This is a genomic window from Amycolatopsis mongoliensis, from assembly GCF_030285665.1.
GTDB lineage: Bacteria > Actinomycetota > Actinomycetes > Mycobacteriales > Pseudonocardiaceae > Amycolatopsis > Amycolatopsis mongoliensis.
On sequence record NZ_CP127295.1, the window covers coordinates 991,665 to 1,013,897 of the forward strand.

A 22,233-nucleotide genomic window follows, 5' to 3' on the forward strand; every position below is an offset into this window, starting at 1 on the left:
AACTTGCAGCGCGCGACACCAGTGGCAGACTCGCTCGTGTGCGCACGGAGGAAGTTCTGGCGACCGCGGGTATCGACCCGGCTTCGGTGGTGGCGAGCGAGGACATCGGCGGGGGTACCTACAACACGGCGATCCGGCTGAAGCTCGCCGACGGGCGGCGGCTGGTGCTCAAGATCGCGCCGTCCGCGCCGGGGTTGTCCTACGAGCACGACCTCCTGGACACCGAGGCCGAGTACTACCGCCGGGTCTCGGGCCCGCTGCCGTCCGTCGTCGGTGCGGGGCCGGGGTTCCTGCTGATGACGGAGCTGCCGGGCGTGCCCTGGTCCCAGGTGCCCGACGCCGGCCCGCGGCTGCGGACCGAGCTGGGCGGGATCGTCGCCGGGCTGCACAAGACGACCGGCGACGGGTTCGGCTACCCGCAGGACCCGCCGCACCCGACGTGGCCGGCGGCGTTCACGGCGATGGCGGACGCGGTCCTCGCGGACGCCGTCGCGCACGGGGTGCAGCTGCCGCGGCCGGCCGCCGAGATCGCGCACCTGGTGCGCCGCCACGAGCCGCTGCTGGAGCTGGTCACGACACCGGTGCTGGTGCACTTCGACCTGTGGCGCGGCAACATCCTCCTCGACGGCGACCGCGTGTCCGGCATCATCGACGCCGAGCGGGCGTTCTGGGGCGACCCGGTGGCGGAGTTCGTCTCGCTGACGCTGTTCCGCGAACCGGACCGCGAACTGCTGGACGGCTACCGCGCGGCGGGCGGCCCGGCGGAGTTCGGCATGCCGGCGTGGGCGCGGCTCGGGCTGTACCGGGTCTACCTCGACCTGATCATGCTGGTCGAGATGGTTCCGCGGAAGGACACCGACGCGGACCGGGCCCGGTTCCTCCGCGCCCGGCTGACCGAGGACCTCGACGCCCTGCGCCGGGCCGTGTGACCACGTCGCGAACCTGCCAGCCCGGAACCCCTTGTCCCACCTAGGGTTCGCAGACATGGGCCGTGAAATCGTCCAGCACGCCTGGCAGGAGTTCGCCAGCCACGACGCCGCCCGGATCGCCGCCGTCTTCACCGAGGACGCCGAATGGCCGGCCCCGCCCGGGAACGCCACCGCCGTCGCCCTCGGCGGGCCGTCGCACCTGGTCGGCCGGGACGCGATCGTGCGGTTCCTCGCCGAGGACTTCCCGCGTTTCTTCGTCAGCGACGTCTCCGTCACCTTCCACGGCATCCACGCCGACGGCGAGCGCGTCGTCGTGGAGGAGACCATGACGGCGACGCTGGCCAACGGCAACCACTACGCCAACGACTACTGCTTCGTCTTCGAGCTCCGGGACGGGCTCCTCCACCGCGTCCGCGAGTACATGGACACCGCGCGCGGCCACCGGATGGTCTTCGGCGAGCGCGTCACCACGTGACCGGCAGGCAGTGCACCCCGTACACCAGCATGTCGTCCTTGAAGGCCAGCTCCTCCACCGGCACCGCGAGCCGCAGGCCGGGGATGCGCCGGTACAGCGTCCCGTAGACCACCTGCAGCTCCACCCGCGCCAGCGTCTGCCCGAGGCACTGGTGCACGCCGTAGCCGAACGCGACGTGGTGGCGGGCCTCGCGCGTCACGTCCAGGCGGTCCGGCTCGGCGAACACCGCGCCGTCGCGGTTGGCCACGTCGCCCGCCGCGATGACGCCCTCGCCCGCGTGGATCACCTCGCCGCCGATCTCGATGTCCTCGACCGCCACCCGGCGGCGTCCGGTGTGCGTGATGTTCAGGTACCGCAACAACTCTTCGACGGCGCGGCGCAGCAGGTCCGCGTCACCGGAGCGCACCAGCTCGAGCTGCGCGGGGTTCTCCAGCAACGCGACCGTGCCGAGGGCGATCATGTTGGCCGTCGTCTCGTGGCCGGCCACCAGGAGCAGCTGGCCCATCGACGCGACGTCTTCGGCGGTCATCTTCCCGGTCGCGAACTGCGTGGTCGCCAGCTTGCTCAGGACGTCGTCCCCCGGCGCGGACGCCTTCCGCTCCACCAGCCCGCCGAGGTACGCCAGCAGCGCTTCGGTGGCCTTCACCGCCTCCTCGGGAGTGGCCGTCCTCGACACCATCACCTTCGTGATGTCCTGGAACAGCTCCCGGTCCTCGTACGGAACGCCGAGCAGCTCGCAGATCACGAGCGACGGCACCGGCAGCGCGAACGCCGTCACCAGGTCGACCGGTTTCGGGCCGGCCAGCAGCCCGTCGACGAGGTCGTCCACGATGCGCTGGATCGCCGGGCGCAGCGCCTCCATCTTCTTGACGAGGAAGTCGCCGGTCAGCAGGCGCCGCTGGGCCGCGTGCTCGGCGCCGTCCATGGTGATGAACGACTTTGCGCGCTTGCGCCGGGCCGCCGAAGCCGCGCTCTGGTGCGGGTAGCCGGGGCGGTCGGAGTCGGCGCTGATCCGCGCATCGCGCAGGACCGCGCGGACGTCGTCGTAACGCGTCACCAGCCACGGCGTGCTGCCGTTCCACAGCCGCACGCGCGAAACCGGCGGCAGCTCGCCGAGCTCGGCGGGCGGGTCGAAGGGGCACTGCCGGGTCATCGGAAACGCGGGCACGCCGTCCACCGGATACCTCCCGAAGCTGCCGGAAATTTACATAGCTATGCTAAGCATCTTCCCGGAACTTCACCACACGGCCGATCAGGCGAACACGAGTGAGATCAACTCGTCCACGAACGGCTCGACCAGCTCGGCCCCCGACCGGTTCAGCACGCTGTGGAACAGCGCGACCCTCCCGTGCGCGCCGACGAACACCACCGCCGCCGCGCGCCCCGGGGTCACCCGCAGCGCGTGCCCGGCCTCGACGCAGCGCTCGAAGCCCGCCGCGAGGCGGTCGATCACGTCCAGCAACGGGCCTTCCGCGCGGGCGCCGGGCTCCGGCCGGGACGCACCGTTCGCGAGCATCAGCCGGTAATGGCCGGGGTTCTCCATGGCGAACGTGCAGTAGGCGTGAATCTGCGCCCGGACCCGGCCGACGACGTCGGTTTCCCCGAGCGTCTCCTCCGCCGCACGCATCGATTCCGCCAGCCGCGCGTATTCGTGGTCGAGCAGCCCGCGCACCAATTCCGCACGATCGGAAAAATGCTGGTAGATGCTGGCCGGGGCGATGCCGACCGCGCGCGCCACCCCGCGGATCGTCAGCCCGTCCTCGCCGCCGAGCTCGGCCAGCAACCGGGCGGCGGCCGCCAGGATCTCCCCGCGCAGCCGTTCGCCTTCACCCCAGCGGTTCCTCGTTCGGCCGTTTCCGGCTTCGACTTTCTCCGCCACCCGGACATTCATACGCCGGGGGCCGGGCCACCCGTATTCCGGGGTCCCGGAGAACCCCGGAATTGTCGGGAATTGACAAATATCCGCCTCAGGCGAGCGCCGGGTACAGCCCGGAGAGGTCGCCCGACAGCCCGGCCCGCACGTTCTTGCTGAGGTCGTCGGCGAGCACCTCGGGGCGGCCCTGCTCGACGCCGTCGAGGGCGAGCCCGGCCACCACCGCCGGGTCGATCTTCGGGCCGTCGACGTGCTTGGCCATGTCGGTGTCCATGTAGCCGACGTGCAGCGCGGTGACCTGCGTCTTCTGCGGCGCGAGCTCCAGGCGCAGCGCGTTGGTCAGCGACCAGGCCGCCGCCTTCGCCGCGGAGTACGCCGCGACGTGCGGCGCGGTGAACCAGGAAAGCACCGACAGGACGTTGAGCACCGCGCCGCCGCCGTTGCGCTCGAGGATCGGCGCGAACTCGCGCGTCACGGCGAGGGTGCCGAAGTAGTGCGTGTCCATCTCCAGCTTGATGTCCTCGAGCGAACCGCCGAGCAGCGACGCCCCGGTGGACGAACCGGCGTTGTTGACCAGCAGCGTGACGTCGCCGGCGATCTTCGCGGCTTCCCGGATCGACTCCGGATCGGTCACGTCGAGGCGCAGCGGCACCACGCCCGGCAGATCGATCGACCCGGGGTTGCGCGCGGCGGCGTAGACCTTGGCCGCGCCGCGCTCCAGCAGTTCGGCGGCGAACCGCCGGCCGAGCCCCCGGTTGGCTCCGGTGACCAGCGCCACCGCACCCGTGATCTCCATGACGAGCTCCTCTCGCACCTGGCTTGCTCTTTGCAAGCTAGCTGCGGCCGACTGTACGGCGTAGACTTGCTCGGAGCAAGTCAGGTAGGAGGGATCACACTCATGAGCCGCCGCACCACCTGGGAGGGCACCCCCTGCCCGATCGCGCGAGCCGCCGACGTCCTCGCCGAGCCGTGGACGCTGCTGATCCTGCGCAACGCCACCGCGGGCACGACCCGGTTCGAGGACTTCCGCACCCAGCTCGGCATCGCCGACAACGTGCTGACGACCCGGCTGGCCAAGCTGGTCGACCGGGGCCTGCTGACGAAGCTCCCCTACCGCGACGGCGGCCGGACCCGCCACGAGTACCGCCTGACGAAGGCCGGTTCGGACGCACTGCCGGTGCTGCACGCGCTCGGGGCCTGGGGTGACGCGTACACGTCGGCCGAGGACGCGGCCGGCCCGATGCAGCTCGTGCACGTCGGCTGCGGCGAGCTCACCCGCCCGGGCACGTTCTGCGACAGCTGCGGGAAACCACTGGTCAGGGACGATCTGGCGTGGCGCGCGTCGCGGTTGCGCGAGGGCACGATCCCGCTCGCGGAGCCGGTCGGCTGAGCCGGACGGCGCATCTTCGTATGCGCCTCCACGCATGTCAAGACTTCGAAATGGTTGGTAAATCACCATTCGCCGTGCAGTACGAAAGTCGGGTCACAAGAGCCGGGCGATTCCGTAAGTTCGACACCCAGCGCGCGCAAACCCGGCAAATTCCCCACGGCAAGGAGTCGTCCCGATGTCCCGGAAGTACCTGCTGCCCGGCGCCGCCGTCGCGCTGGCGATGATCGCCACCCCGCTCACCGCGGCTCCGGCCTTCGCGGCCCCGGCGCAGGCCGAAGCGGCCACGATCGTCTACTACGACACCTCGGACGCCCCCACCTTCCGCGACGTGATCAACGCGGGGGCCGCCAACTGGAACGCGGCGGTGTCGAACGTCAAGCTCCAGGAGAGCTCTTCAGGTGCGTCGCTGCACTACACGGAGGGCAACGACCCGCAGGGCTCGTACGCCCAGACGGACGGCCACGGCAGCGGCACGATCTTCATCGACTACACCCAGGCGCAGGAGTACAACCAGACGCGCATCGCGGCCCACGAGACGGGTCACGCGCTGGGCCTGCCGGACCACTACGAGGGCCCGTGCTCGGAGCTGATGTCGGGCGGCGGCCCCGGTCCGTCGTGCACCAACGCGAACCCGAACTCGACGGAGGCTTCGCAGGTGGAATCCCTGTGGGCCAACGGCTTCCGCGCGGCGGCCGCGCAGCAGACCCGCATCTACGAAGTGACGATGCCGGTCAAGTGACCCAGGTTTGACGTCGTCGGGGGAGGCCGCACCGGGTACGCCCGGTGCGGCCTTCGCACGTCCGCCCGGCAAAGTCCGTGAATGGCACATCGAGGGACACTAAGTCCCTCAATGTGCCATTCACGGCTTTCAGAGGCGGGACAGCAGGCGGTCGCGGGCCACTTCCAGGTGGTCCGTCATCGCCTTCCGGGCCGCCGCCGCGTTGCCCGCCACCAGCGCGGCCACGATCACCCGGTGCTCGGAGATCGTCTGCTCGCCGAACGGCTGGTTGTAGTTCAGCCGGAAGAAGTGCAGGTGGCAGTGGGTCCGCGCGAAGGCCTGCTCGACCGCCGCGTTGCCCGCCATGTGCAGGATCAGCTCGTGCAGCCGTGCGTCGTGCGCCGTCAACGCCTTGTAGTCGCTGTACGCGTCGTCCGCCGGGGCCGCCGGGCACGTCGCCAGCTCCGCTTCCAGCGCGGCCACGTTCTCGTCCGACATCGCCGCCGCCGCGAGGGCCGCCGACGGTGGCTCCAGCAGCAGCCGCAGCGCGTACATGTCGTCGACTTCCTTGCGGTCCAGCAGTTCCGTCACCCGGTAACCGCGCAACGGGAGCCGGCTGACCAGCTCCTCGGACTCCAGCCGGGCCAGCGCCTCGCGCACTGGCGTTCCCGACACGCCCAGCTCGCGGGCGATCTCGTCGATGTTGACGCGGGCACCGGGCTCGATGCCGTCGTTCATGATCAGCGCCCGGATCTGCTCGTAGACGCCGTCGGCCAGCACCTGCCTGCTCGGCAGCGCTTCGAGGCGTCGACCCTCCACCATGACTCCCCTCACGTGTCGTGACTACAGGCTACTGCTTGGCGAGGACGTCCCGGCTCTTCGACGCCATCTCCGCGAAGACGTCGCCGTCGCGCTGGTGGGCGAAGTACGCCTCGAACAGCGGCCGCTCCGCGTCCTGCAGGGCCGCGCCGTTGCCGTAGACGACCGCCGGCACCAGCGTGCCGTCCCTCAGCATCGACGTGAACACCGAAAGGTCGACGTTCTGGCCCTTCATGGCCGCAGCCGCCGCGTCCATCGACGCCGGGATCGACGGGAAGAACGTGCCGCTCGCGCCGGCCGCCGACTGGCACTCCGGCGAACCCATGTACGAGAGCCACTTCCAGGTCAGGTCGGGGTTCTTCGTGCCCGCCCAGACGTTGTTGCCGTTCGAGTTGGACAGCACCGCGCGCTTGCCGGACGGACCCAGCACGGTCGGTGCGATGCCGACTTTCAAGGGTAGCTTGGCGAACGTCCCCGCCGTCCACGAACCCGCCGTCTCCATCGCGACCTTGCCCGAGCCGAGCAGGTCGGTGTCGCTGATCGTCGCCTGGCCCCCGGTGGTGAACGTGCCGATCTTCGGCGCGAACCCGCGGTCGGCCAGCGACCGCACCCAGCTCAGGGTCTTGGCGAACACCGGGTCGTCGTAGGTGAACGTCGTCGGCCACGACTGCTTGTCGGCCATCCGCCAGCCGGTGGTCATGGCGAACGAGCTCCACGTCGACTCGCCGATGAAGTCCCGCGAAGCGAGCTGCCCGGTGCCGTAGGTGGCGACGTGGTCCTTGTCGAACCCCGGCTGATCCCCGCGGACGCCGTTCTTGTCCACGGACAGGTGAGCCGCCACCTTCTCGAACGTCCCGCCGTCGTCGGGGTTCCAGGTCAGCTTCGCCAGGTCGGCCGGGGAGTAGCCGGCCTTCGTGATCGCGTCGGTGTTGTAGAACAGCCCGGTCGCGGACCAGTCGAGCGGAAGGCCGTACTGCTTGCCGTCGGTGAACTTCCACGCGTCGACGCCGACGGAGAACCGCTTGAGGTCGTACTTGTCGCGGGTGATCAGGTCGTCCAGCGGCAGCAGCTGGTGCTGCGAGGCATACGCCTGGAAGTACTGGACGCTGTTCTGGAACGCGTCCGGCGCGGTGCCTCCGACGAACCCGGCGGTGAGCTTGGTGAAGTAGTCGTCCACGTTGTACTGCGTGATCTTCACCGTGGTGCCGGGGTTGGCCTTTTCGAACGCCGACGCGCACGTCTGGTACGCCGCGGCCTGCTTGTCGTCCCAGGTCCACCAGTTCACGGTGTTCCCGCCGCCGTTCGCCGCCCCGCCGCCGCAGGCGGCCACCAGCGCTCCGAGCGTCGCCGCCAAACCGGCGGCCGCCACTACGCGAAACTTCATGTCAACTCCATTGTGGACGCAGGATGGGCCGGAATCCTTCGAGTACCGCCTGAACGTCGTCGGGGCCACCGGCTTCGTGACCGTTGTACTCCCAGACGGCGAGCTGTTTCTGTCCCTTGTAGACGTGGTAGGCGCCGAACACCGTGGACGGCGGCACGATCCCGTCCATCAGCCCGGCGCTGAACCAGGCCGGTGCCGTCGCGCGCGCGGCGAACCCGACACCGTCGAAGTAGGACAGCACGTCGAACACCCGCGAGACCGCGTCGCGGTGGTCGGCCAGGTACCGGGACAGTTCGACGTACGGCCGTTCACCCCCGACCAGGCCGGCGCGCCGGAAGTCGCAGAGGAACGGCGCCTGCGCGTGCAGGGCCGCCACGTCCGGGACGAGCCCGGCCGTGGCGAGCGCGATGCCGCCACCCTGGCTGTTGCCGAGCACGGCCACTCGCGCCGGGTCGACACCCGGGAGCGTCCGGACGGCGTCGACCGCGCGGACCGCGTCGGTGAAGATCCGCCGGTAGACGTAGGTCTCGCGGCTCTCGATGCCGCGGGTCAGGTGGCCCGGGTACGCCGGCCCGCTGCCCACCGGGTCGGGCGTCACCCCGCCCTGGCCGCGCACGTCGACCTGCAGGTGCGCGTACCCGGCGGAGGCCCAGGTCAGCTCCTGCAGCGCGCTGCCCCGGCTGCCGCCGTAGCCGTGGAACTGGACGATCGCCGGCAACGGCGCTTCGACGCCACGGGGAAGCCGCAGCCACGCCCGGATCGGGTGCCCGCCGAAGCCGGCGAACGTCACGTCGAACACGTCCAGGGTCCGCAGCGCCGTCTCGACCGGAGTCACGCGCACGTTGATGTCGTGCTCACGCGCTTCGGTGAGCGTCGACGCCCAGAATTCGTCGAAGTCCGGCGGTGCTTCGTAGCCGCTGCGGTACTCCCACAGCGCGTCGAGGCCGAGGTCGGTCAGCATCACAGTCCTTTCAGGACGGTCGATTCGCCGGTCCGCAGCCGCAGCTCGGTCTCGCGGCCGCGGTAGCGCACCCGCACCGGCTCGGCCGGATCGCCCGACAGCCGCCGCAGGACCGCGTACCGCAGCTCGCCGTCGCGCCACTCGACGTCGGCCGCGAGCCCGCCGCGGCACCGCAATCCCCGCGCTTCACCGGAAGACCAGTCCGCGGGCAGCGCCGGCAACAGCGTGATGACGTCGTGCTGGCTCTGCAGCACCAGTTCCGCGAGCCCGGCCGGGAAGCCGTAGTTGCCGTCGATCTGGAACGGCGGGTGCGTGCTGAAGAGGTTGGGCAGCAGCCCGCCCCACTCGGAGCCGTCGACCGGGGCATCGCGGTGACGGTCGCCGGTGAACGGTTGGACCGCTTCGCCGAGCAGTTTCCGCGCGGTCTCGCCGTCGCCGAGGCGGGCGCGCAGCGCGATCTTCCACGCCCACGACCAGCCCATCGCGCCCGGTCCGCGCCGCTCCAGGACCCGGCGGGCCGCTTCGGCCAGGTCCGGCGTCGCGACGGCGTCGATCAGCCCGAGCGGGTAGAGCGCGACCAGCTGCGACATGTGCCGGTGCGTCGGATCCTCTTCGGGCAGGTCGTCGGCCCACTCCCCCAGCCGGCCGTCGGGCAGCACCGGCAGCGGGCGCAGCCGCGGCAGGGCGGCCTCGATCTCGGCGCACACCGGGTCGTGGACGCCCAGCGCGTCCGCCGCGGCGAGGCTGCGCTCGAACACCGCGCGGATCAGCGCGACGTCCATGGTCACCGAGTGGGTCAGCGACTCCTTCGTCCCGGCTTCCGACAGGAAGAGGTTCTCCGGGGACGTCGACGGGCACGTCTCGAGGTAGCCGTCCCCCTCCACCAGCCAGTCGAGACAGAACTCCGCGCAGCCGCGCAGCAACGGCCACGCCGTCTTCTCGAGAAAAGCGCGATCGCGGGTGAAGTCGTAGTGCTCCCAGGCGTGCTGGACCAGCCACGCGCCGCCCATCTGCCAGAGCGCCCACGACGGGTTGCCGTGCCCCATGCCCACCGGCAGCGCCCAGCCCCACGGGTCGGTGTTGTGGTGGGTCACCCAGCCGCGGGCGCCGTACAGTTCGCGCGCGACGTCGGCGCCGGTGACCGCGAGCTTGCCGAGCAGGTCGAACAGCGGGAGGTGGCACTCGCCGAGCCCGGTGGTCTCCGCGGCCCAGTAGTTCATCTGGGTGTTGATGTTGACCGTGTAGTTCGACGACCAGGCCGGGCGGAGGTCGTCGTTCCAGATGCCCTGCAGGTTCGCCGGCGGCGCACCGGGCCGGGACGCGCTCGCCAGCAGGTACCGGCCGTACTGGAAGAGCACGGTCGCGGTCAGCTGTTCGTCCTGGCCGGACAGCAGCCCAGCGACGTCGCAGGTGCCGGCCCGCCGATCGCCGATCCGGAGTGAAGACGCGCTGAGAAGGGGCCGCAGGTCGGCTTCGTGCGCTCGCCGCAGTTCCGCGGCGCCGGCTTCGATCGCCTGCTCGGCCAGCACGGCCGCGCGGCGCCGGTGCTCGTCGCGGGTGTGCCGGCGGTCGCCGATCCAGGCGTCGTACGCGCTGGTGGAACTGGCCAGGACGATCAAGACGCCGGTAGCCGTCCGAGCGACCCGGACGGCAACCGCGGCGAACGGGTCGTACCCCTCGACGGTCCCGTACCGCAGTGGCTCTTCCACCTGCGGTTCGTGCCTGGGTGCGCCGTCGATCGGGATCTCGATGCCGAGGTCGAGGCCGTCGCGCGACACCTCGCGCAGCGATGTCGACAGATCGACATCGACGGTGATCGAGCCGGACAGCGCGACGCACAGGACCTGCGCGGGCCGGCTCACCCACGTCGTCCGCTCGACCTCGTGACCGTCGATGGTCAGCTGCTCGGTCGCGACCCCGTTGTCCAGGTTGAGCGTCCGGCCGCGCGAAGTCCCTTCCGGGAGCGTCAACCAGAGGTCCACGTAAGGCAGGAACTCCTGGCTGTACGGACCTTCGAACGCCATCAGGAGTTCTTCGGCGCGCCGGAAGTCCTTCGCGAACACGGCCTCGCGCACCTCGGCGAGCCGGTCCGGGCCGGCGTCGATGTCCTGCAACGCGGACGCCGGACCGAGAGGGGTGCCGGACCAGACCGTGGCGTCGTTGACCTGGACCCGTGTGCGGCCGGCGCCGCCGAAGACCATCGCGCCGAGCCGGCCGTTGCCGACCGGCATCGCCTCGGTCCAGTCCGTCGCCGGGTGCGGCCAGGAGAGCAGGAGATCCGTCATTTCAACCCCGTGAAGCCGATGGAATTGACCAGCCGGCGGCCGAACACCACGAACAACAGCAGCATCGGCAGCGCGGCGACGAGCGTGGCGGCCATCAGGCCGGCCCAGTCCAGCGCCGCCTGCGGCGAGGACTGCTTGAACACCGCGAGCGCCAGCGTCAGCGGGCGGACGGTGTCGTCGTTGGTGACCAGCAACGGCCACAGGTAGTCGTTCCAGGTGGTGATGAACGTCAGCAGCGCCAGCGTCGCGATCGGGGCGGCGCTCATCGGCAGCACGATCCGGAAGCAGACGCGCAGCGGGCCGGCGCCGTCGATGATCGCGGCCTCCTCGATCTCGGTGCTGAGCCCCTGCATGAACTGCCGCAGGAAGAAGATGTTGAACGCGGAGAAGAACGCCGTCGGCAGGATCATCCCGCCGAAGCTGTTGAGCAGGCCGAGGTCCTTGATCAGCACGAAGTTCGGCAGCAGCGTCAGCACCTGCGGCACCATCAACGCGGTCAGCAGCACCGCGAACACGGCGTTGCGGCCCTTCCACCGCAGCCGCGAAAAGGCGAACGCGGCCAGCGCGGAGAAGAACACCGTGCAGACGGTGAGCAGCACCGCGTAGACGATCGAGTTCCGCAGCGCGGACAGCAGGTCGATCGACGCTGCCGACCCGCCCTGCGCGGCGGCTTCGGCGGGCGACGCCAGGCCGAGCGCGCGTTCGAACGCTCCCAGCGTGAAGCCGACCGGGCCCGGTGAGGACGGGTCCGTCGCCAGCGCGTAGTTGTTCGACAGCGCGGTCCGCACGATCCAGTAGAACGGGAAGATCGTGACGGCCAGGACGAGCACGAGGTACGCCCAGGCGACGACCCGGCCCGGGGAGATCCGGCGCACGGTCCCTCCTAGTTGGTGTCGGACTCGCCGGCGCGAGCCATCCGGAGCTGGGCGAAGGTGACGGTGCCCAGCAGCACGAACAGGGCCAGCGACATGGTCGCGGCGTAGCCGAAGTCGAACTGGCCGAACGCCTTGTCGTAGATGTACATCTGGAGCACCTTCGACGCGTTCGCCGGACCGCCCTTGGTGGTCACCTGGACGATGTCGAAGATCTGGAACGAGCTGATCACCGTGAGCACCACGACCATCACCAGGATCGGCCGCAGCAGCGGCACGGTGATCCGGCGGAACATCTGCAGCTCGCTCGCGCCGTCGATCCGGCCGGCTTCGTACACCGTGGACGGGATCGTCTGCAGCCCGGCGAAGATCAGCACCGCGTTGTAGCCCATGGACTTCCAGATGTTGAGCCCCGCGAGCGTCGGCACCGCCCAGCCACCCGAGCCGAAGAACAGCACCGGCTCGCCGGTGAGCTTCGTGATGAGGATGTTGACGATGCCGAGCTGCGGGTCGAGCATCCACGACCACACCAGCGCGGTGACCACACCGGAGATGAGGAACGGCAGGATCATCAGCCCGCGCACGGTGGCCGACACCGCGAGCCGGTGCAGGATCACCGCCGTCACCAGCGAAACCAGCACGCCGAGGACCACCGACAACACGACGAAGTAGATCGTGACGAGCAGGGAGTGCCAGAACTCGCCGTCCTGCAGGAGTTCGTGGAAGTTGCCCAGGCCGATCCAGCGCGGCTCGGTGAGGACGTGGAACTCGGTGAAGCTGAGGTAGAGCCCGCGCAGGGTCGGGTAGGCGAAGAACACCGCGAACCCGGCGAGCGCGGGGGCGATGAGCAGCCACGCGATCGGCGCGTCGTGCCGATGGGCAGCGGACCCCACGGCTTCCTCCTCGGTGCGGGGGTCGTGAGTGAGAAACAGCGTTAGAACACTGTTTCTCACTCACGACGGGGTGGACTAGACGGTGATCTTGTCGACGTCGTAGACGTAACCGGCCTGGTTGCCGACCTGGACCGTGTTGGCCCCGGCCTGCAGGTACACCGGGACGGTCACGGTCTGCGGCGTGTTCCAGTCGTCGTCGTTGCTCCCGGCGACCGGCAGCGGGAACGACGTCCCGTTGACGGTGACGATGCCGGTGCGGCTGGAGTCGCCGTCCACATAGGACAGCTGCATGAGGTAGGTACCGGCCCGGGCGGTCGTGACCGTCGGGAGCACGACGTAGCCGCTGCCGCCGAGGTAGCCGACCTTCTTGCCGCCCGAGCAGGCGCAGTCGTAGACGGTCGCGCCGCCCTGCGGACTGCCGTTCTCCGCCTCGTACGCCCGGGGGCCGCCGGCCGCGGGCGTCGTCACGCTGATCTTCTTGCTCGCCGCCGACGGCCTGCCGGTCCACTGGTTCGCGACCACCGTGAAGTCGTACGGCGTCGACGGCTTGAGGCCGGTGACCGTGGCACTGGTGCCGCCGGTGGACGTCACCTTGCGGCCGTTCGCGAAGACGTCGTAGTTCTGCGCGCCCTTCGACGCGTCCCAGGCGAGCGAGACGCTGGTGCCGGTGGCGGCAGTGCCGTGCACGACCGCCGGGGCGGCGAGCGCGGTGCGGTCGCGTGGGGTGACCTTGAACAGGCGCGAGCCGTGCACCGGCAGGTCGCCCGAGGCGTCGCCGACGTCCTTGTGCGCCCACAGGTCGCGGATCCGGACCGGGCCGGTGATGCCGAGCTGCGCGAGGTCCGCGGTGACGCGCGCCGGCGTCGCGGCGAGGTTGAACAGCGCGACGGTGTAGCTGCCGTCGGCGTTGCGGTTGTACCAGACCTGCTGGTCGGTCGTCTGGCTCACCGGCTTGGCCGGGACGCCGGCCTGGTTGAGCGCGATGACCTCGTCGTTCGTCAGGAGCTTGACGCCGTAGTCGTCGAGCTGGGTCAGGTCGTCGCCGAGGTAGAGCGGCGCGGCTTCGATGGCCCAGAGCGTCATGTAGCTCTGGCGCTCGGCCTGGGTGAGGCCGTCCATCTTGCCGCTGCCGACGTCGAGCGAGTCGAGGTTGTTCCAGTGGCCGGGGCCGGCGTCGGGGATCCACTGCACGACGTCGTTCCAGCGCTGCTTGACCGAGTTGTTCCAGGTCACGAGCGTGTCGCAGTAGCACTCGACGTCGGTGTCGACGCGCCAGCCGTTGGTGTTGGCCTTCCAGACGTCCGCCTGCCGGTGGCTCAGCGCCCAGGAGATGACGAACTCCATCGGACGGCCGGTCTTGGCGATCGCCCGGTGCCACGCCTCGACGTCGGTGGTGTTGGTGTGGTTCTCGCCGCCCTTGAAGGAGCCGGGGCCGACGCCGTCGAGCTTGAGGAAGTCGACGCCCCAGCCGGCCAGCAGCTGCGCCACCGAGTCCACGTAGGACTGGGCGCACGGGTTCGTGAAGTCGATCTTGTAGGCGGAGTCCCAGCCGTTGGTCTTGCGCAGGTCCGGGTAGACGAGGTCCTTGGTGTGGCAGTTCGTGGTCCCCGCGATGGGGGAATTCCCGTCGTTGTAGGCCTTAAGGTCGAGACCCACCGCCAGGTAGGAGCCGAGCTTCAGGCCCTTCCGGTGGACGTAGTCGGCGACGTACTTCATGCCGTCCGGGAACGTCGTGGGGTTCACGACCGGGCGGGCGTACTGGTCGAAGGAGTTCGACCAGCCGGCGTCGATGTTGACGTAGGTGTAGCCGTGCTGCTTGAACTTCGCCGCGAGGACGTCGGCCTGCTGCAGGACGTGCTGCTCGGTGAGCCAGCTGGCCGGGCCGGTCGGGTTGACCCCGGGGTAGTTCGTCGACTCCAGGCTCCAGCTGCTCCAGCCCATGTAGGGCTTCTGGGCTACCGGCTGCTGCGCTTGCGCCTGGGGGTCCGCGGCTGCCGCGGGCGCGGTGAGCAGACCCGCGAGCACCGTCAAGCCGCCGAGGACACCCAGGGCCCGTCTGACACGGGAGGCTGCCATGACCACTCCTTCGAGGTCGGTGGGGAACTACGCCAGACATCGGAGGACCACGGCCCGAATCAGCAGAACCATGGATCCTATAGGATCGACGACGTCAGATTCTTGCTGCTGGGATCGCGGGATGTCAACGGCTGGAGCGGACAGAGATCAGACGAATCTGAACTGTCGGGGGTGGCGGTTAGGTTCGGGACATGCTGACCACGCTGGCCGTCGAGAACTACCGATCGTTGCGCGACCTGGTGCTGCCGCTGTCCGGGCTGACCGTCGTCACGGGGCCGAACGGCAGCGGCAAGTCGAGCCTGTACCGCGCGCTGCGGCTGCTGGCGGACGCGTCCCGCAACGGCGCGGTGGCGGCCTTGGCTGGCGAGGGCGGCCTGCCGTCGACGCTGTGGGCGGGGCCGGAGAACGGGGTCCGCCCGGGCACGCGGGTCCAGGGCACGGTGCGGACGAAGGCGGTCGGGCTCCGGCTGGGGTTCGCGGGCGACGAGTTCGGCTACGCGCTCGACCTGGGGCTGCCGGTGCCGGTCAAGGAGACGATGTTCAACCTGGACCCGGAGTTCAAGCGGGAGGCGGTGTGGTCGGGGCCTGTTCTCAAGCCGGCGGCACTGCTGGCGGACCGGGCGGGGCCGTCGGTGCGCACGCGGGCCGAGTCCGGCGGGTGGGGCCCGGACACCTACCGGATCCGGCTCCCCGACAGCATGCTGAGCGAGTTCGCGGACCCGCGGGCGTGCCCGGAACTGCTGGTGGTGCGCGAGCGGATCCGCTCGTGGCGGTTCTACGACCAGTTCCGCACGGACGCGTCGGCGCCGGCCCGCCGGTCCCGGATCGGCACGCGCACGGTCGTCCTGTCCCACGACGGCGCGGACCTGGCGGCGGCGTTGCGCACGATCATCGAGATCGGCCGCGCCGCGGACCTGGCCGCGGTGGTCGACCAGGCGTTCCCGGGGTCGCGCGTGGAGGTGCTCGCCCAGGAGGGCGGCGTGCTGTCGGTCCAGTTCCGCCAGCAAGGCCTTCTGCGTCCGCTTTCGGCGGCGGAGCTCTCGGACGGGACCCTTCGGTTCCTCCTCTGGGTGGCGGCGCTGCTTTCCCCACGCCCGCCGGAGCTGCTCGTACTGAACGAGCCGGAGACGAGCCTGCACCCGGACCTCCTCCCGGCCTTGGCGAGCTTGATCGCGACGGCGGCGAAGGAGACCCAGCTGGTGGTGGTCTCCCACGCCCAGCCGCTCATCCGGGCGCTGTCGGAGATCGCGGACGTGGGGGCTTTGGAGCTGGAGAAGGAGAACGGGGAGACGAAGCTGGTGGGCCAAGGCCGGCTGGACCGGCCTTCGTGGCACTGGCCGAAACGCTGACTCACCTGGACGGCCGGCTCGGGTCCATTGGCCCTGGTGACTCCACCCGCTCAGGCGGAAGGTGGGTGGATCGTCCGCCGCGTCCGAAAGTCCCGACCATGCGTCCGTTCGCCATCGCCGGCCTGTTCGCCGCCGCCGTGCTCACCGGCGGCTGCACGGCCGCACCCGCCGCGCAGACTCCGCAGCCGGTGCCGACCACCACCACCGTCACCGCCGAGCCCGTGACCGTCACGGCCACCACGACCGAAACCGTGCCCACGACGGTGACCAGCGTGGTCACCAAGGCGAAGGCCGCGCCCAAGACCACCCGACCCAAGGCCGAGGACTGCCGGACCGGCGGCTGCCTGAACGCCGCCCGGGGGATGAGCCAGGAGGACGTCGACCGCGAGCGGGACGCCTGGCTCGCCACCCATCCCGGCTGGTGCGCCGTCGGAACCACCGGCGCCGTCGCGCCCTGCTGAAAGCTCAGCGGCCCCGGGTGCTTTCCCGGATCTCCAGTGCGAACGGTGTCTGGATGTCCTGTGGCGGCAACGCCTTGTCCCCCGTGATGCGCCGGTGCACGAGGTCGATCGCCGCCTCGGCCAGCGCCGTCTTGTCCGGGGCGATCGTCGTCAGCGCCGGCAACGAAAACGCGCTCTCTTCGTTGTTGTCGAACCCCACGATCGCCACGTCCTCCGGCACCCGCAGCCCCAGCTCGGCCACCGCCCGGAGAGCGCCGATCGCCAGCAGGTCGTTGAAGCAGAACACCGCGTCGGGCGGGGAGTCCAACGCCAGCAACGATCTCATCGCCGCCGCGCCCACCGAGCGGTGCCACTTCTCCGCGGGCGCCACGAGCGAGTCCGAATAGGACAACCCCGCCTCGGCGAGCGCCGCCCGGTACCCCGCCAGGCGCTGGGACGACGTCCCGCGAGCGGGGTTGCGCCCGATCGCCGCGATGCGCGTCCGGCCCAGGGACGCCAGGTGGGACACCGCCGTCTGCGCCGCCAGGACGTTGTCGATCGCCACGTGATCGATCGGCACGTCCACCGCGTGCTCGCCCAGCATCACCAGCGGGATCTCGCCCGGCGACGGGAAGTCCGCGGCCTCCAGCGCCTCCGGGTGCACCAGTGCGCCGTCCACCAGGTGCGGTCCCAGCGACGACAGCGTCTCGCGCTCCCGTGAGCGCGTCCCCTGCGTCTGCTCGATCAGGACGCTCCACCCGCGCTTCTGCGCCGCAGTGATGACCAGGCCCGCCAGCTCGCCGAAGTACGGGATCGACAGCTCCGGCACCATCAGCGCCAGGAACCCGGTGCGGCCGCGACGCAGGTTGCGCGCACCCACGTTGGGCCGGTACCCGGTCGCCGCCAGGGCTTCCTCGACGCGCCGGCGGTTCTCCGGCTTGACGAAGGCGTAGCCGTTGACCACGTTCGACACCGTCTTCACCGACACTCCGGCGAGCGTGGCGACGTCCTTGAGCGTCACGGTCACGGGCGGCTCCTTCTCAGGTGGTGAGCACGAAGCATAGCGACAATTTGCCGGTTTACAACGTTGTTCCAACGATGTAAAAAGTACCTCAAGGCTCCCGCGGTGACTCCGATCACCCCGGTGAGCGGGCCACCACCGTCGCTGCCCGAGGAGTCACCGTGCCTCTGTCCACCCGTCCCTTCCTGGTCGCCGCCACCGCGGCCGCCGCCGCGCTCGCCCTCACCTCCTGCACCAGCCGGGAAGAGACCCCGGCCGCCCCCTCCAGCGGCGGCGGGCCGGCCGCGTCCGCGCAGTCCGTCGCGCCGTCCGCCGACGGCTGCACCCTCGACAAGACCGGTTACCCCAAGGTCGACCTGAAGACCGCGGTGGTCGGTTTCTCACAGTCCGAAAAGGAAGCCAACCCCTTCCGGATCGCCGAGACGCAGTCCATTCGCGACGAAGCCGCCAAGCTCGGCATCGCGAGCGACAAGCTGCTCGTCACCAACGCCCAGAGCGACCTGAACAAGCAGATCAGCGACATCAAGTCGATGCTCGACCGGGGCGCCCAGCTGCTGGTCGTCGCGCCGCTGAACTCCGACGGCCTCCAGCCCGCGCTCGACGCGGCGAAGGCCAAGAAGGTCCCGGTCGTCACCATCGACCGCAAGGTGACGTCGCAGCCCTGCACCGACTACCTGACCTTCATCGGCTCGAACTTCGTCGAACAGGGCAAGCGCGCCGCCCAGGAGATGGCGCGGGTCACCGGCGGCACCGGCAAGGTCGCGATCCTGCTCGGCTCCTCCGGCAACAACGTGACCACCGACCGGACCCAGGGCTTCAAGGACGAGCTCGCCAAGACGGCCGGCCTCTCCGTGGTCGCCGAGCAGACCGGCGAGTTCGACCGCTCCAAGGGCCAGGCCGTGATGGAGCAGCTCATCCAGAGCCACCCCGACATCACCGCCGTCTACGCCGAGAACGACGAGATGGGCGTCGGTGCGGTCAACGCGCTGAAGACCGCCGGCAAGACGCCGGGCAAGGACGTCAAGGTCATCTCCATCGACGGCACCCGCAACGCGGTGCAGCTCATCGCCGACGGCAGCTACAACGCCGTGATCGAGTCCAACCCGCGCTTCGGCCCGCTGGCCTTCCAGACGCTGCAGAAGTTCGAGGGCGGCGAGGCCATCCCGGCGAGCATCGTGATCACCGACGACCAGTACGACGAGACCAACGCCGCGCAGAAGGTCGGGAACGCGTACTGATGACGGCAGCCACCGAAGAGGACGTCGCCATGACGACCGCACCGGTGCTCGAGGTGGCCGGGGTGACCAAGCGGTTCCCCGGCACCCTCGCGCTCGACGACGTGAGCTTCGCGCTGCGACCGAGCGAGGTGCACGCGCTGGTCGGCGAGAACGGCGCGGGCAAGTCCACGCTGATCAAGGTGCTCACCGGCGTCTACCAGCCCGACGAGGGCGAGGTGCGCCACCTCGGCGAGCCGGTGACGTTCAAGCGGCCGATCGACGCGCAGCGGGCCGGGATCTCCACGATCTACCAGGAGGTCAACCTCGTCCCGCTGATGAGCATCGCCGGCAACGTCTTCCTCGGCCGCGAACCGCGCACGAAGGCCGGTCTCGTCGACTGGCCCAGGATGTACGCCGACGCCCGCGAGCTGCTCAAGGGCTACGGCATCGACGACGACGTCAAGCGCCCGCTGCACACGCTCGGCGTCGGCGCGCAGCAGATGGTCGCGCTCGCCCGCGCGGTCTCGACCGACGCCAAGGTCGTCATCATGGACGAACCGACGTCGTCGCTCGAGCCGCGCGAGGTCGAGACGCTCTTCGAGGTGCTGAACCGGCTGCACGCCGAGGGCATCGCGATCGTCTACGTCAGCCACCGGATGGACGAGCTGTACCGGGTCTGCGAAAGCGTCACCGTGCTGCGCGACGGCCGGGTCGTCCACAGTGGACCGCTGGCCTCCCTGCCGCGCATCGAGCTCGTGTCCAAGATGCTCGGCCGCGAGATCAAGCAGATCCGCGAAGAGGGCGTCACCGCATTCGGCGAGGAACACGACGTCGAGCGCGAACCGCTGCTCAAGGCGGAGAACCTGTCCGGCATGCGGAAGCTCCACGACGTCTCGGTGAGCATCCGGCCCGGCGAGGTCGTCGGCCTCGCCGGGCTGCTCGGCTCCGGCCGCAGCGAAACGGCGCGGGCCATCGTCGGCGCGTTCCCCCTCGACGGCGGAAGCGTGCTGCTCGCGGGCAAACCGCTCAAGAAGGGCAAGATCGCCGCGGCCATGCGGGCCGGGATCGCGCTGCTGGCCGAGGACCGCAAGACCGACGGGATCATCCCGAACCTGTCGGTCCGCGAGAACATCGTGCTGGCCGCGCTGCCGACGCTCTCGCCGTTCGGCCTGGTCAGCAAGGCCAAGCAGGACAAGGTCGTCAAGATCTTCATGGACCGCCTGCGGATCAAGGCGGCCAGCCCAGAGCAGAAGGTGTCCGAGCTGTCGGGCGGCAACCAGCAGAAGGTGCTGCTCGCCCGCTGGCTGGCCACCGGCCCGAAGATCCTGCTGCTCGACGAGCCGACCCGCGGCATCGACGTCGGCGCCAAGGCCGAGGTCCAGGCGCTGATCGACGAGCTCGCGCAGGAAGGACTCGGCGTGCTGCTCATCTCGTCCGAGCTGGAAGAGCTGATCGACGGCTCCGACCGCGTGGTCGTGCTGCGCGACGGCTCGGTCGTCGGCGAGCTGACCGGCGACCGCATCACCGAGGAGAACGTCCTGACCGCGATCGCAGCCGAGGGTGACAACGATGTCTAGCGCCACCCTCACGAAGACCCCGGACCGCGCGAAAGTCACGGCGTGGCTGCAGAACTACGGCGTCTACCTGGCCGTGGTCGTGCTGCTGCTGTTCAACATCGTGTTCACCGAGAACTTCCTGTCCGCGGCCAACTTCCGCACCCAGCTGGTGCAGGCGGCGCCGGTCTGCATCGTCGCGCTCGGCATGGCGCTGGTGATCGGCACCGAGGGCATCGACCTGTCGGTCGGCTCGGTGATGTCGATCGCCGCCGCGCTCATCCCGCTCTACCTCGGCGCAGGGCCGCTGATGGCGATCGTCGTCGCGGTCATCGCGGGCGTGGTCTCCGGTTTGTTCAGCGGGTACTTGGTGGCGTACCTGGGGATCCAGCCGATCATCGCGACGCTGGCGCTGCTGGTCGGCGGGCGGGGCCTCGCCCTGGTCATCGCCCACGGCCAGCTCGTCCAGCTGCACAACCAGGACTTCCTGGAGCTGGGCACCGGCGACTTCCTGGGCGTGCCGATCATGGTCATCGTCGCGGGCGTGCTCGCGGTGCTGGCCGGGCTGGTCGTCCAGCGCACGACGTTCGGGCGGCACCTGGTCGCCGTCGGCGGCAACCGGGCCGCGAGCACGCTGGCCGGCCTGCCGGTGAAGCGGGTGCTCATCAGCGTCTACGTCATCTCCGGGGCACTGGCCGCGGTGGCCGGCGTGCTGGCGACGTCGCGGCTGGCGGCCAGCGACCCGAGCGACGTCGGCCTGCTCATGGAGCTGTCCGCGATCACCGCGGTCGTCGTCGGCGGCACCCCGCTGACCGGTGGCCGGGTCCGCGTGCTCGGCACTGTGTTCGGCGCGCTGCTCATGCAGCTCGTCCAGGCGACCCTGATCAAGCACAACCTGCCGGACTCCACCGCGCAGATGGTCCAGGCGGCCATCATCGTCGTCGCGGTCTACGTCGCGCGCGAGCGGAGCAGCCGATGAGCGCCACCACCACCGAACCCGCCGCGCGCAACGCCGCGTTCGCGGGCGTCCTGCAGCGCCAGGGCGCGGCCGTCGTGCTCGTGCTCGGCCTCGCCGCGTCGTGGTTCGCGTTCCCGCACTTCGGCACCGCGGACAACCTCCGCAGCCTCGTCCTGCAGGGCTCGTTCCTCGCGGTGATCGCGCTGGGCATGACGTTCGTGATCATCTCCGGCGGCATCGACCTCTCGGTCGGCTCGAACTACGCGCTCGGCGGCGTCCTCGCCGCGTACGGCGCGCAGTACGGGCTCGTCGTCGCGATCCTGTTGCCGCTGGCGGTGTGTTCGCTGATCGGGCTCGTCAACGGCGTGCTCATCGCGCGCACCGGGATGGCCCCGTTCATCGTCACGCTCGCTTCCCTGCTGTTCGCCCGGGGCCTGTTGCTGGCACTGACCTCCGAAGGTGCGACGACGTACAAAGTGGACCCGGGCTCGGCGTTCCTCTGGCTCGGCCAGGGCACGATCTTCGGCATCGGCGTCCCGGTGTACTTGACGCTGGTGCTCTTCGCGCTCGGCGGACTTCTGTTGCGCCGCACGCGGTTCGGCCAGTCGGTGTTCGCCATCGGCGGTGCCGAGCAGTCCGCGCTGCTGATGGGTCTTCCGGTGGCCCGCACCAAGATCAGCCTCTACACGCTCAGCGGCGCGCTCGCCGGGTTCGCCGGCGTCCTCACCGCCGCGTACCTGCAGTCCGGCGTCACGGTGATCGGCGTCGGCACCGAGCTCGACGCGATTTCGGTCGTCGTCATCGGTGGCACGCTGCTCACCGGCGGCGCCGGGACGATCATCGGCACGCTCGTCGGCGTGCTGCTGCGCACGCTGATCCAGAACGTCATCAACCAGATCGGCACCCTCGACTCCAACTACCAGACGGTGGTGAGCGGGGCCTTCCTGCTCGTCGTCGTGGTGATCCAGCGCCTGCTGGCGCGTTCCCGAACCCGCTGAGCCCCGTCCCCCACCAGGAGGT

The 22,233-nt window shown here is 70.2% G+C and carries 21 protein-coding genes; 10 read left to right on the forward strand and 11 right to left on the reverse strand.

Features of this window, described 5'->3' with window-relative positions; translation table 11 throughout:
- The first annotated feature begins 38 nt into the window (after positions 1–38).
- On the forward strand, positions 39–929 hold the full coding sequence (locus QRX60_RS04560) for a phosphotransferase family protein (RefSeq protein WP_285999546.1): 891 nt from the start codon (positions 39–41) through the stop codon (positions 927–929).
- Between the two features lie 55 nt (positions 930–984).
- A complete protein-coding gene (locus QRX60_RS04565) occupies positions 985–1,404 on the forward strand; it encodes a nuclear transport factor 2 family protein (RefSeq protein WP_285999547.1) in 420 nt (139 codons plus the stop codon).
- On the opposite strand, the gene QRX60_RS04570 is transcribed toward QRX60_RS04565, so the two are convergent.
- The 3 genes from QRX60_RS04570 to QRX60_RS04580 all read right to left on the reverse strand — a co-directional run bounded on the left by QRX60_RS04570 (position 1,394) and on the right by QRX60_RS04580 (position 4,073).
- Positions 1,394–2,557: a cytochrome P450 gene (locus QRX60_RS04570; RefSeq protein ID WP_286003501.1), complete on the reverse strand. Its 1,164-nt coding sequence runs from the start codon at positions 2,555–2,557 to the stop codon at positions 1,394–1,396. The genes QRX60_RS04565 and QRX60_RS04570 overlap by 11 nt on opposite strands.
- A gap of 99 nt (positions 2,558–2,656) precedes the next feature.
- Positions 2,657–3,220: a TetR/AcrR family transcriptional regulator gene (locus QRX60_RS04575; protein ID WP_332845847.1), complete on the reverse strand. Its 564-nt coding sequence runs from the start codon at positions 3,218–3,220 to the stop codon at positions 2,657–2,659.
- A gap of 151 nt (positions 3,221–3,371) precedes the next feature.
- Positions 3,372–4,073: an SDR family oxidoreductase gene (locus tag QRX60_RS04580; RefSeq protein ID WP_285999549.1), complete on the reverse strand. Its 702-nt coding sequence runs from the start codon at positions 4,071–4,073 to the stop codon at positions 3,372–3,374.
- A gap of 102 nt (positions 4,074–4,175) precedes the next feature.
- Between QRX60_RS04580 and QRX60_RS04585 the strand changes: the two genes are divergently transcribed.
- Positions 4,176–4,667, forward strand: a complete 492-nt coding sequence (locus tag QRX60_RS04585) for a winged helix-turn-helix transcriptional regulator (RefSeq protein ID WP_285999550.1) — start codon at positions 4,176–4,178, stop codon at positions 4,665–4,667.
- Between the two features lie 175 nt (positions 4,668–4,842).
- Positions 4,843–5,406: a snapalysin family zinc-dependent metalloprotease gene (locus QRX60_RS04590; RefSeq protein ID WP_285999551.1), complete on the forward strand. Its 564-nt coding sequence runs from the start codon at positions 4,843–4,845 to the stop codon at positions 5,404–5,406.
- A gap of 129 nt (positions 5,407–5,535) precedes the next feature.
- Here the strand turns inward: QRX60_RS04590 and QRX60_RS04595 are convergent, their stop codons facing one another.
- The 7 genes from QRX60_RS04595 to QRX60_RS04625 all read right to left on the reverse strand — a co-directional run bounded on the left by QRX60_RS04595 (position 5,536) and on the right by QRX60_RS04625 (position 14,675).
- Complete coding sequence (locus tag QRX60_RS04595; protein WP_285999552.1) at positions 5,536–6,207, reverse strand: GntR family transcriptional regulator; 672 nt, start codon at positions 6,205–6,207, stop codon at positions 5,536–5,538.
- Between the two features lie 28 nt (positions 6,208–6,235).
- Positions 6,236–7,588 (reverse strand): ABC transporter substrate-binding protein, encoded by a 1,353-nt coding sequence (locus QRX60_RS04600; RefSeq protein WP_285999553.1) that lies wholly within the window; start codon positions 7,586–7,588, stop codon positions 6,236–6,238.
- 1 nt (position 7,589) lies between these two features.
- A complete protein-coding gene (locus tag QRX60_RS04605; RefSeq protein WP_285999554.1) occupies positions 7,590–8,549 on the reverse strand; it encodes an acetylxylan esterase in 960 nt (319 codons plus the stop codon).
- On the reverse strand, positions 8,549–10,834 hold the full coding sequence (locus QRX60_RS04610) for a glycosyl hydrolase family 95 catalytic domain-containing protein (protein ID WP_285999555.1): 2,286 nt from the start codon (positions 10,832–10,834) through the stop codon (positions 8,549–8,551). The genes QRX60_RS04605 and QRX60_RS04610 overlap by 1 nt, the downstream gene beginning before the upstream one ends.
- Positions 10,831–11,709: a carbohydrate ABC transporter permease gene (locus QRX60_RS04615; RefSeq protein WP_285999556.1), complete on the reverse strand. Its 879-nt coding sequence runs from the start codon at positions 11,707–11,709 to the stop codon at positions 10,831–10,833. The genes QRX60_RS04610 and QRX60_RS04615 overlap by 4 nt, the downstream gene beginning before the upstream one ends.
- An 8-nt stretch (positions 11,710–11,717) precedes the next feature.
- Complete coding sequence (locus QRX60_RS04620; RefSeq protein WP_285999557.1) at positions 11,718–12,599, reverse strand: carbohydrate ABC transporter permease; 882 nt, start codon at positions 12,597–12,599, stop codon at positions 11,718–11,720.
- Positions 12,600–12,674: 75 nt separating this feature from the next.
- Positions 12,675–14,675: a fibronectin type III domain-containing protein gene (locus QRX60_RS04625; protein ID WP_285999558.1), complete on the reverse strand. Its 2,001-nt coding sequence runs from the start codon at positions 14,673–14,675 to the stop codon at positions 12,675–12,677.
- A gap of 191 nt (positions 14,676–14,866) precedes the next feature.
- Between QRX60_RS04625 and QRX60_RS04630 the strand changes: the two genes are divergently transcribed.
- Both QRX60_RS04630 and QRX60_RS04635 read left to right on the forward strand, forming a co-directional pair.
- The gene (locus QRX60_RS04630) at positions 14,867–16,024 is read left to right on the forward strand and encodes an AAA family ATPase (RefSeq protein WP_285999559.1); all 1,158 of its coding nucleotides are present in this window, start codon (positions 14,867–14,869) and stop codon (positions 16,022–16,024) included.
- A gap of 98 nt (positions 16,025–16,122) precedes the next feature.
- Complete coding sequence (locus tag QRX60_RS04635) at positions 16,123–16,485, forward strand: hypothetical protein (RefSeq protein WP_285999560.1); 363 nt, start codon at positions 16,123–16,125, stop codon at positions 16,483–16,485.
- Between the two features lie 4 nt (positions 16,486–16,489).
- Here the strand turns inward: QRX60_RS04635 and QRX60_RS04640 are convergent, their stop codons facing one another.
- Positions 16,490–17,491, reverse strand: coding sequence for a LacI family DNA-binding transcriptional regulator (locus QRX60_RS04640; protein ID WP_285999561.1), 1,002 nt, complete (start codon positions 17,489–17,491; stop codon positions 16,490–16,492).
- Positions 17,492–17,646: 155 nt separating this feature from the next.
- On the opposite strand from QRX60_RS04640, the gene QRX60_RS04645 reads away from it, so the two are divergent.
- From QRX60_RS04645 to QRX60_RS04660, 4 genes are read left to right on the forward strand one after another with little or no spacing between them, the layout of a single operon-like run.
- On the forward strand, positions 17,647–18,723 hold the full coding sequence (locus QRX60_RS04645; protein ID WP_285999562.1) for an ABC transporter substrate-binding protein: 1,077 nt from the start codon (positions 17,647–17,649) through the stop codon (positions 18,721–18,723).
- Positions 18,723–20,279: a sugar ABC transporter ATP-binding protein gene (locus QRX60_RS04650; protein WP_285999563.1), complete on the forward strand. Its 1,557-nt coding sequence runs from the start codon at positions 18,723–18,725 to the stop codon at positions 20,277–20,279. Before QRX60_RS04645 ends, QRX60_RS04650 begins: the two co-directional genes overlap by 1 nt.
- Entirely contained in the window at positions 20,272–21,234 is a 963-nt protein-coding gene (locus QRX60_RS04655; RefSeq protein WP_285999564.1) for an ABC transporter permease, read from the forward strand. The genes QRX60_RS04650 and QRX60_RS04655 overlap by 8 nt, the downstream gene beginning before the upstream one ends.
- Positions 21,231–22,211 carry an ABC transporter permease gene (locus QRX60_RS04660; RefSeq protein ID WP_285999565.1) on the forward strand — a complete coding sequence of 327 codons (981 nt, stop codon included), beginning with the start codon at positions 21,231–21,233 and terminating at the stop codon, positions 22,209–22,211. The genes QRX60_RS04655 and QRX60_RS04660 overlap by 4 nt, the downstream gene beginning before the upstream one ends.
- Positions 22,212–22,233 lie beyond the last annotated feature (22 nt).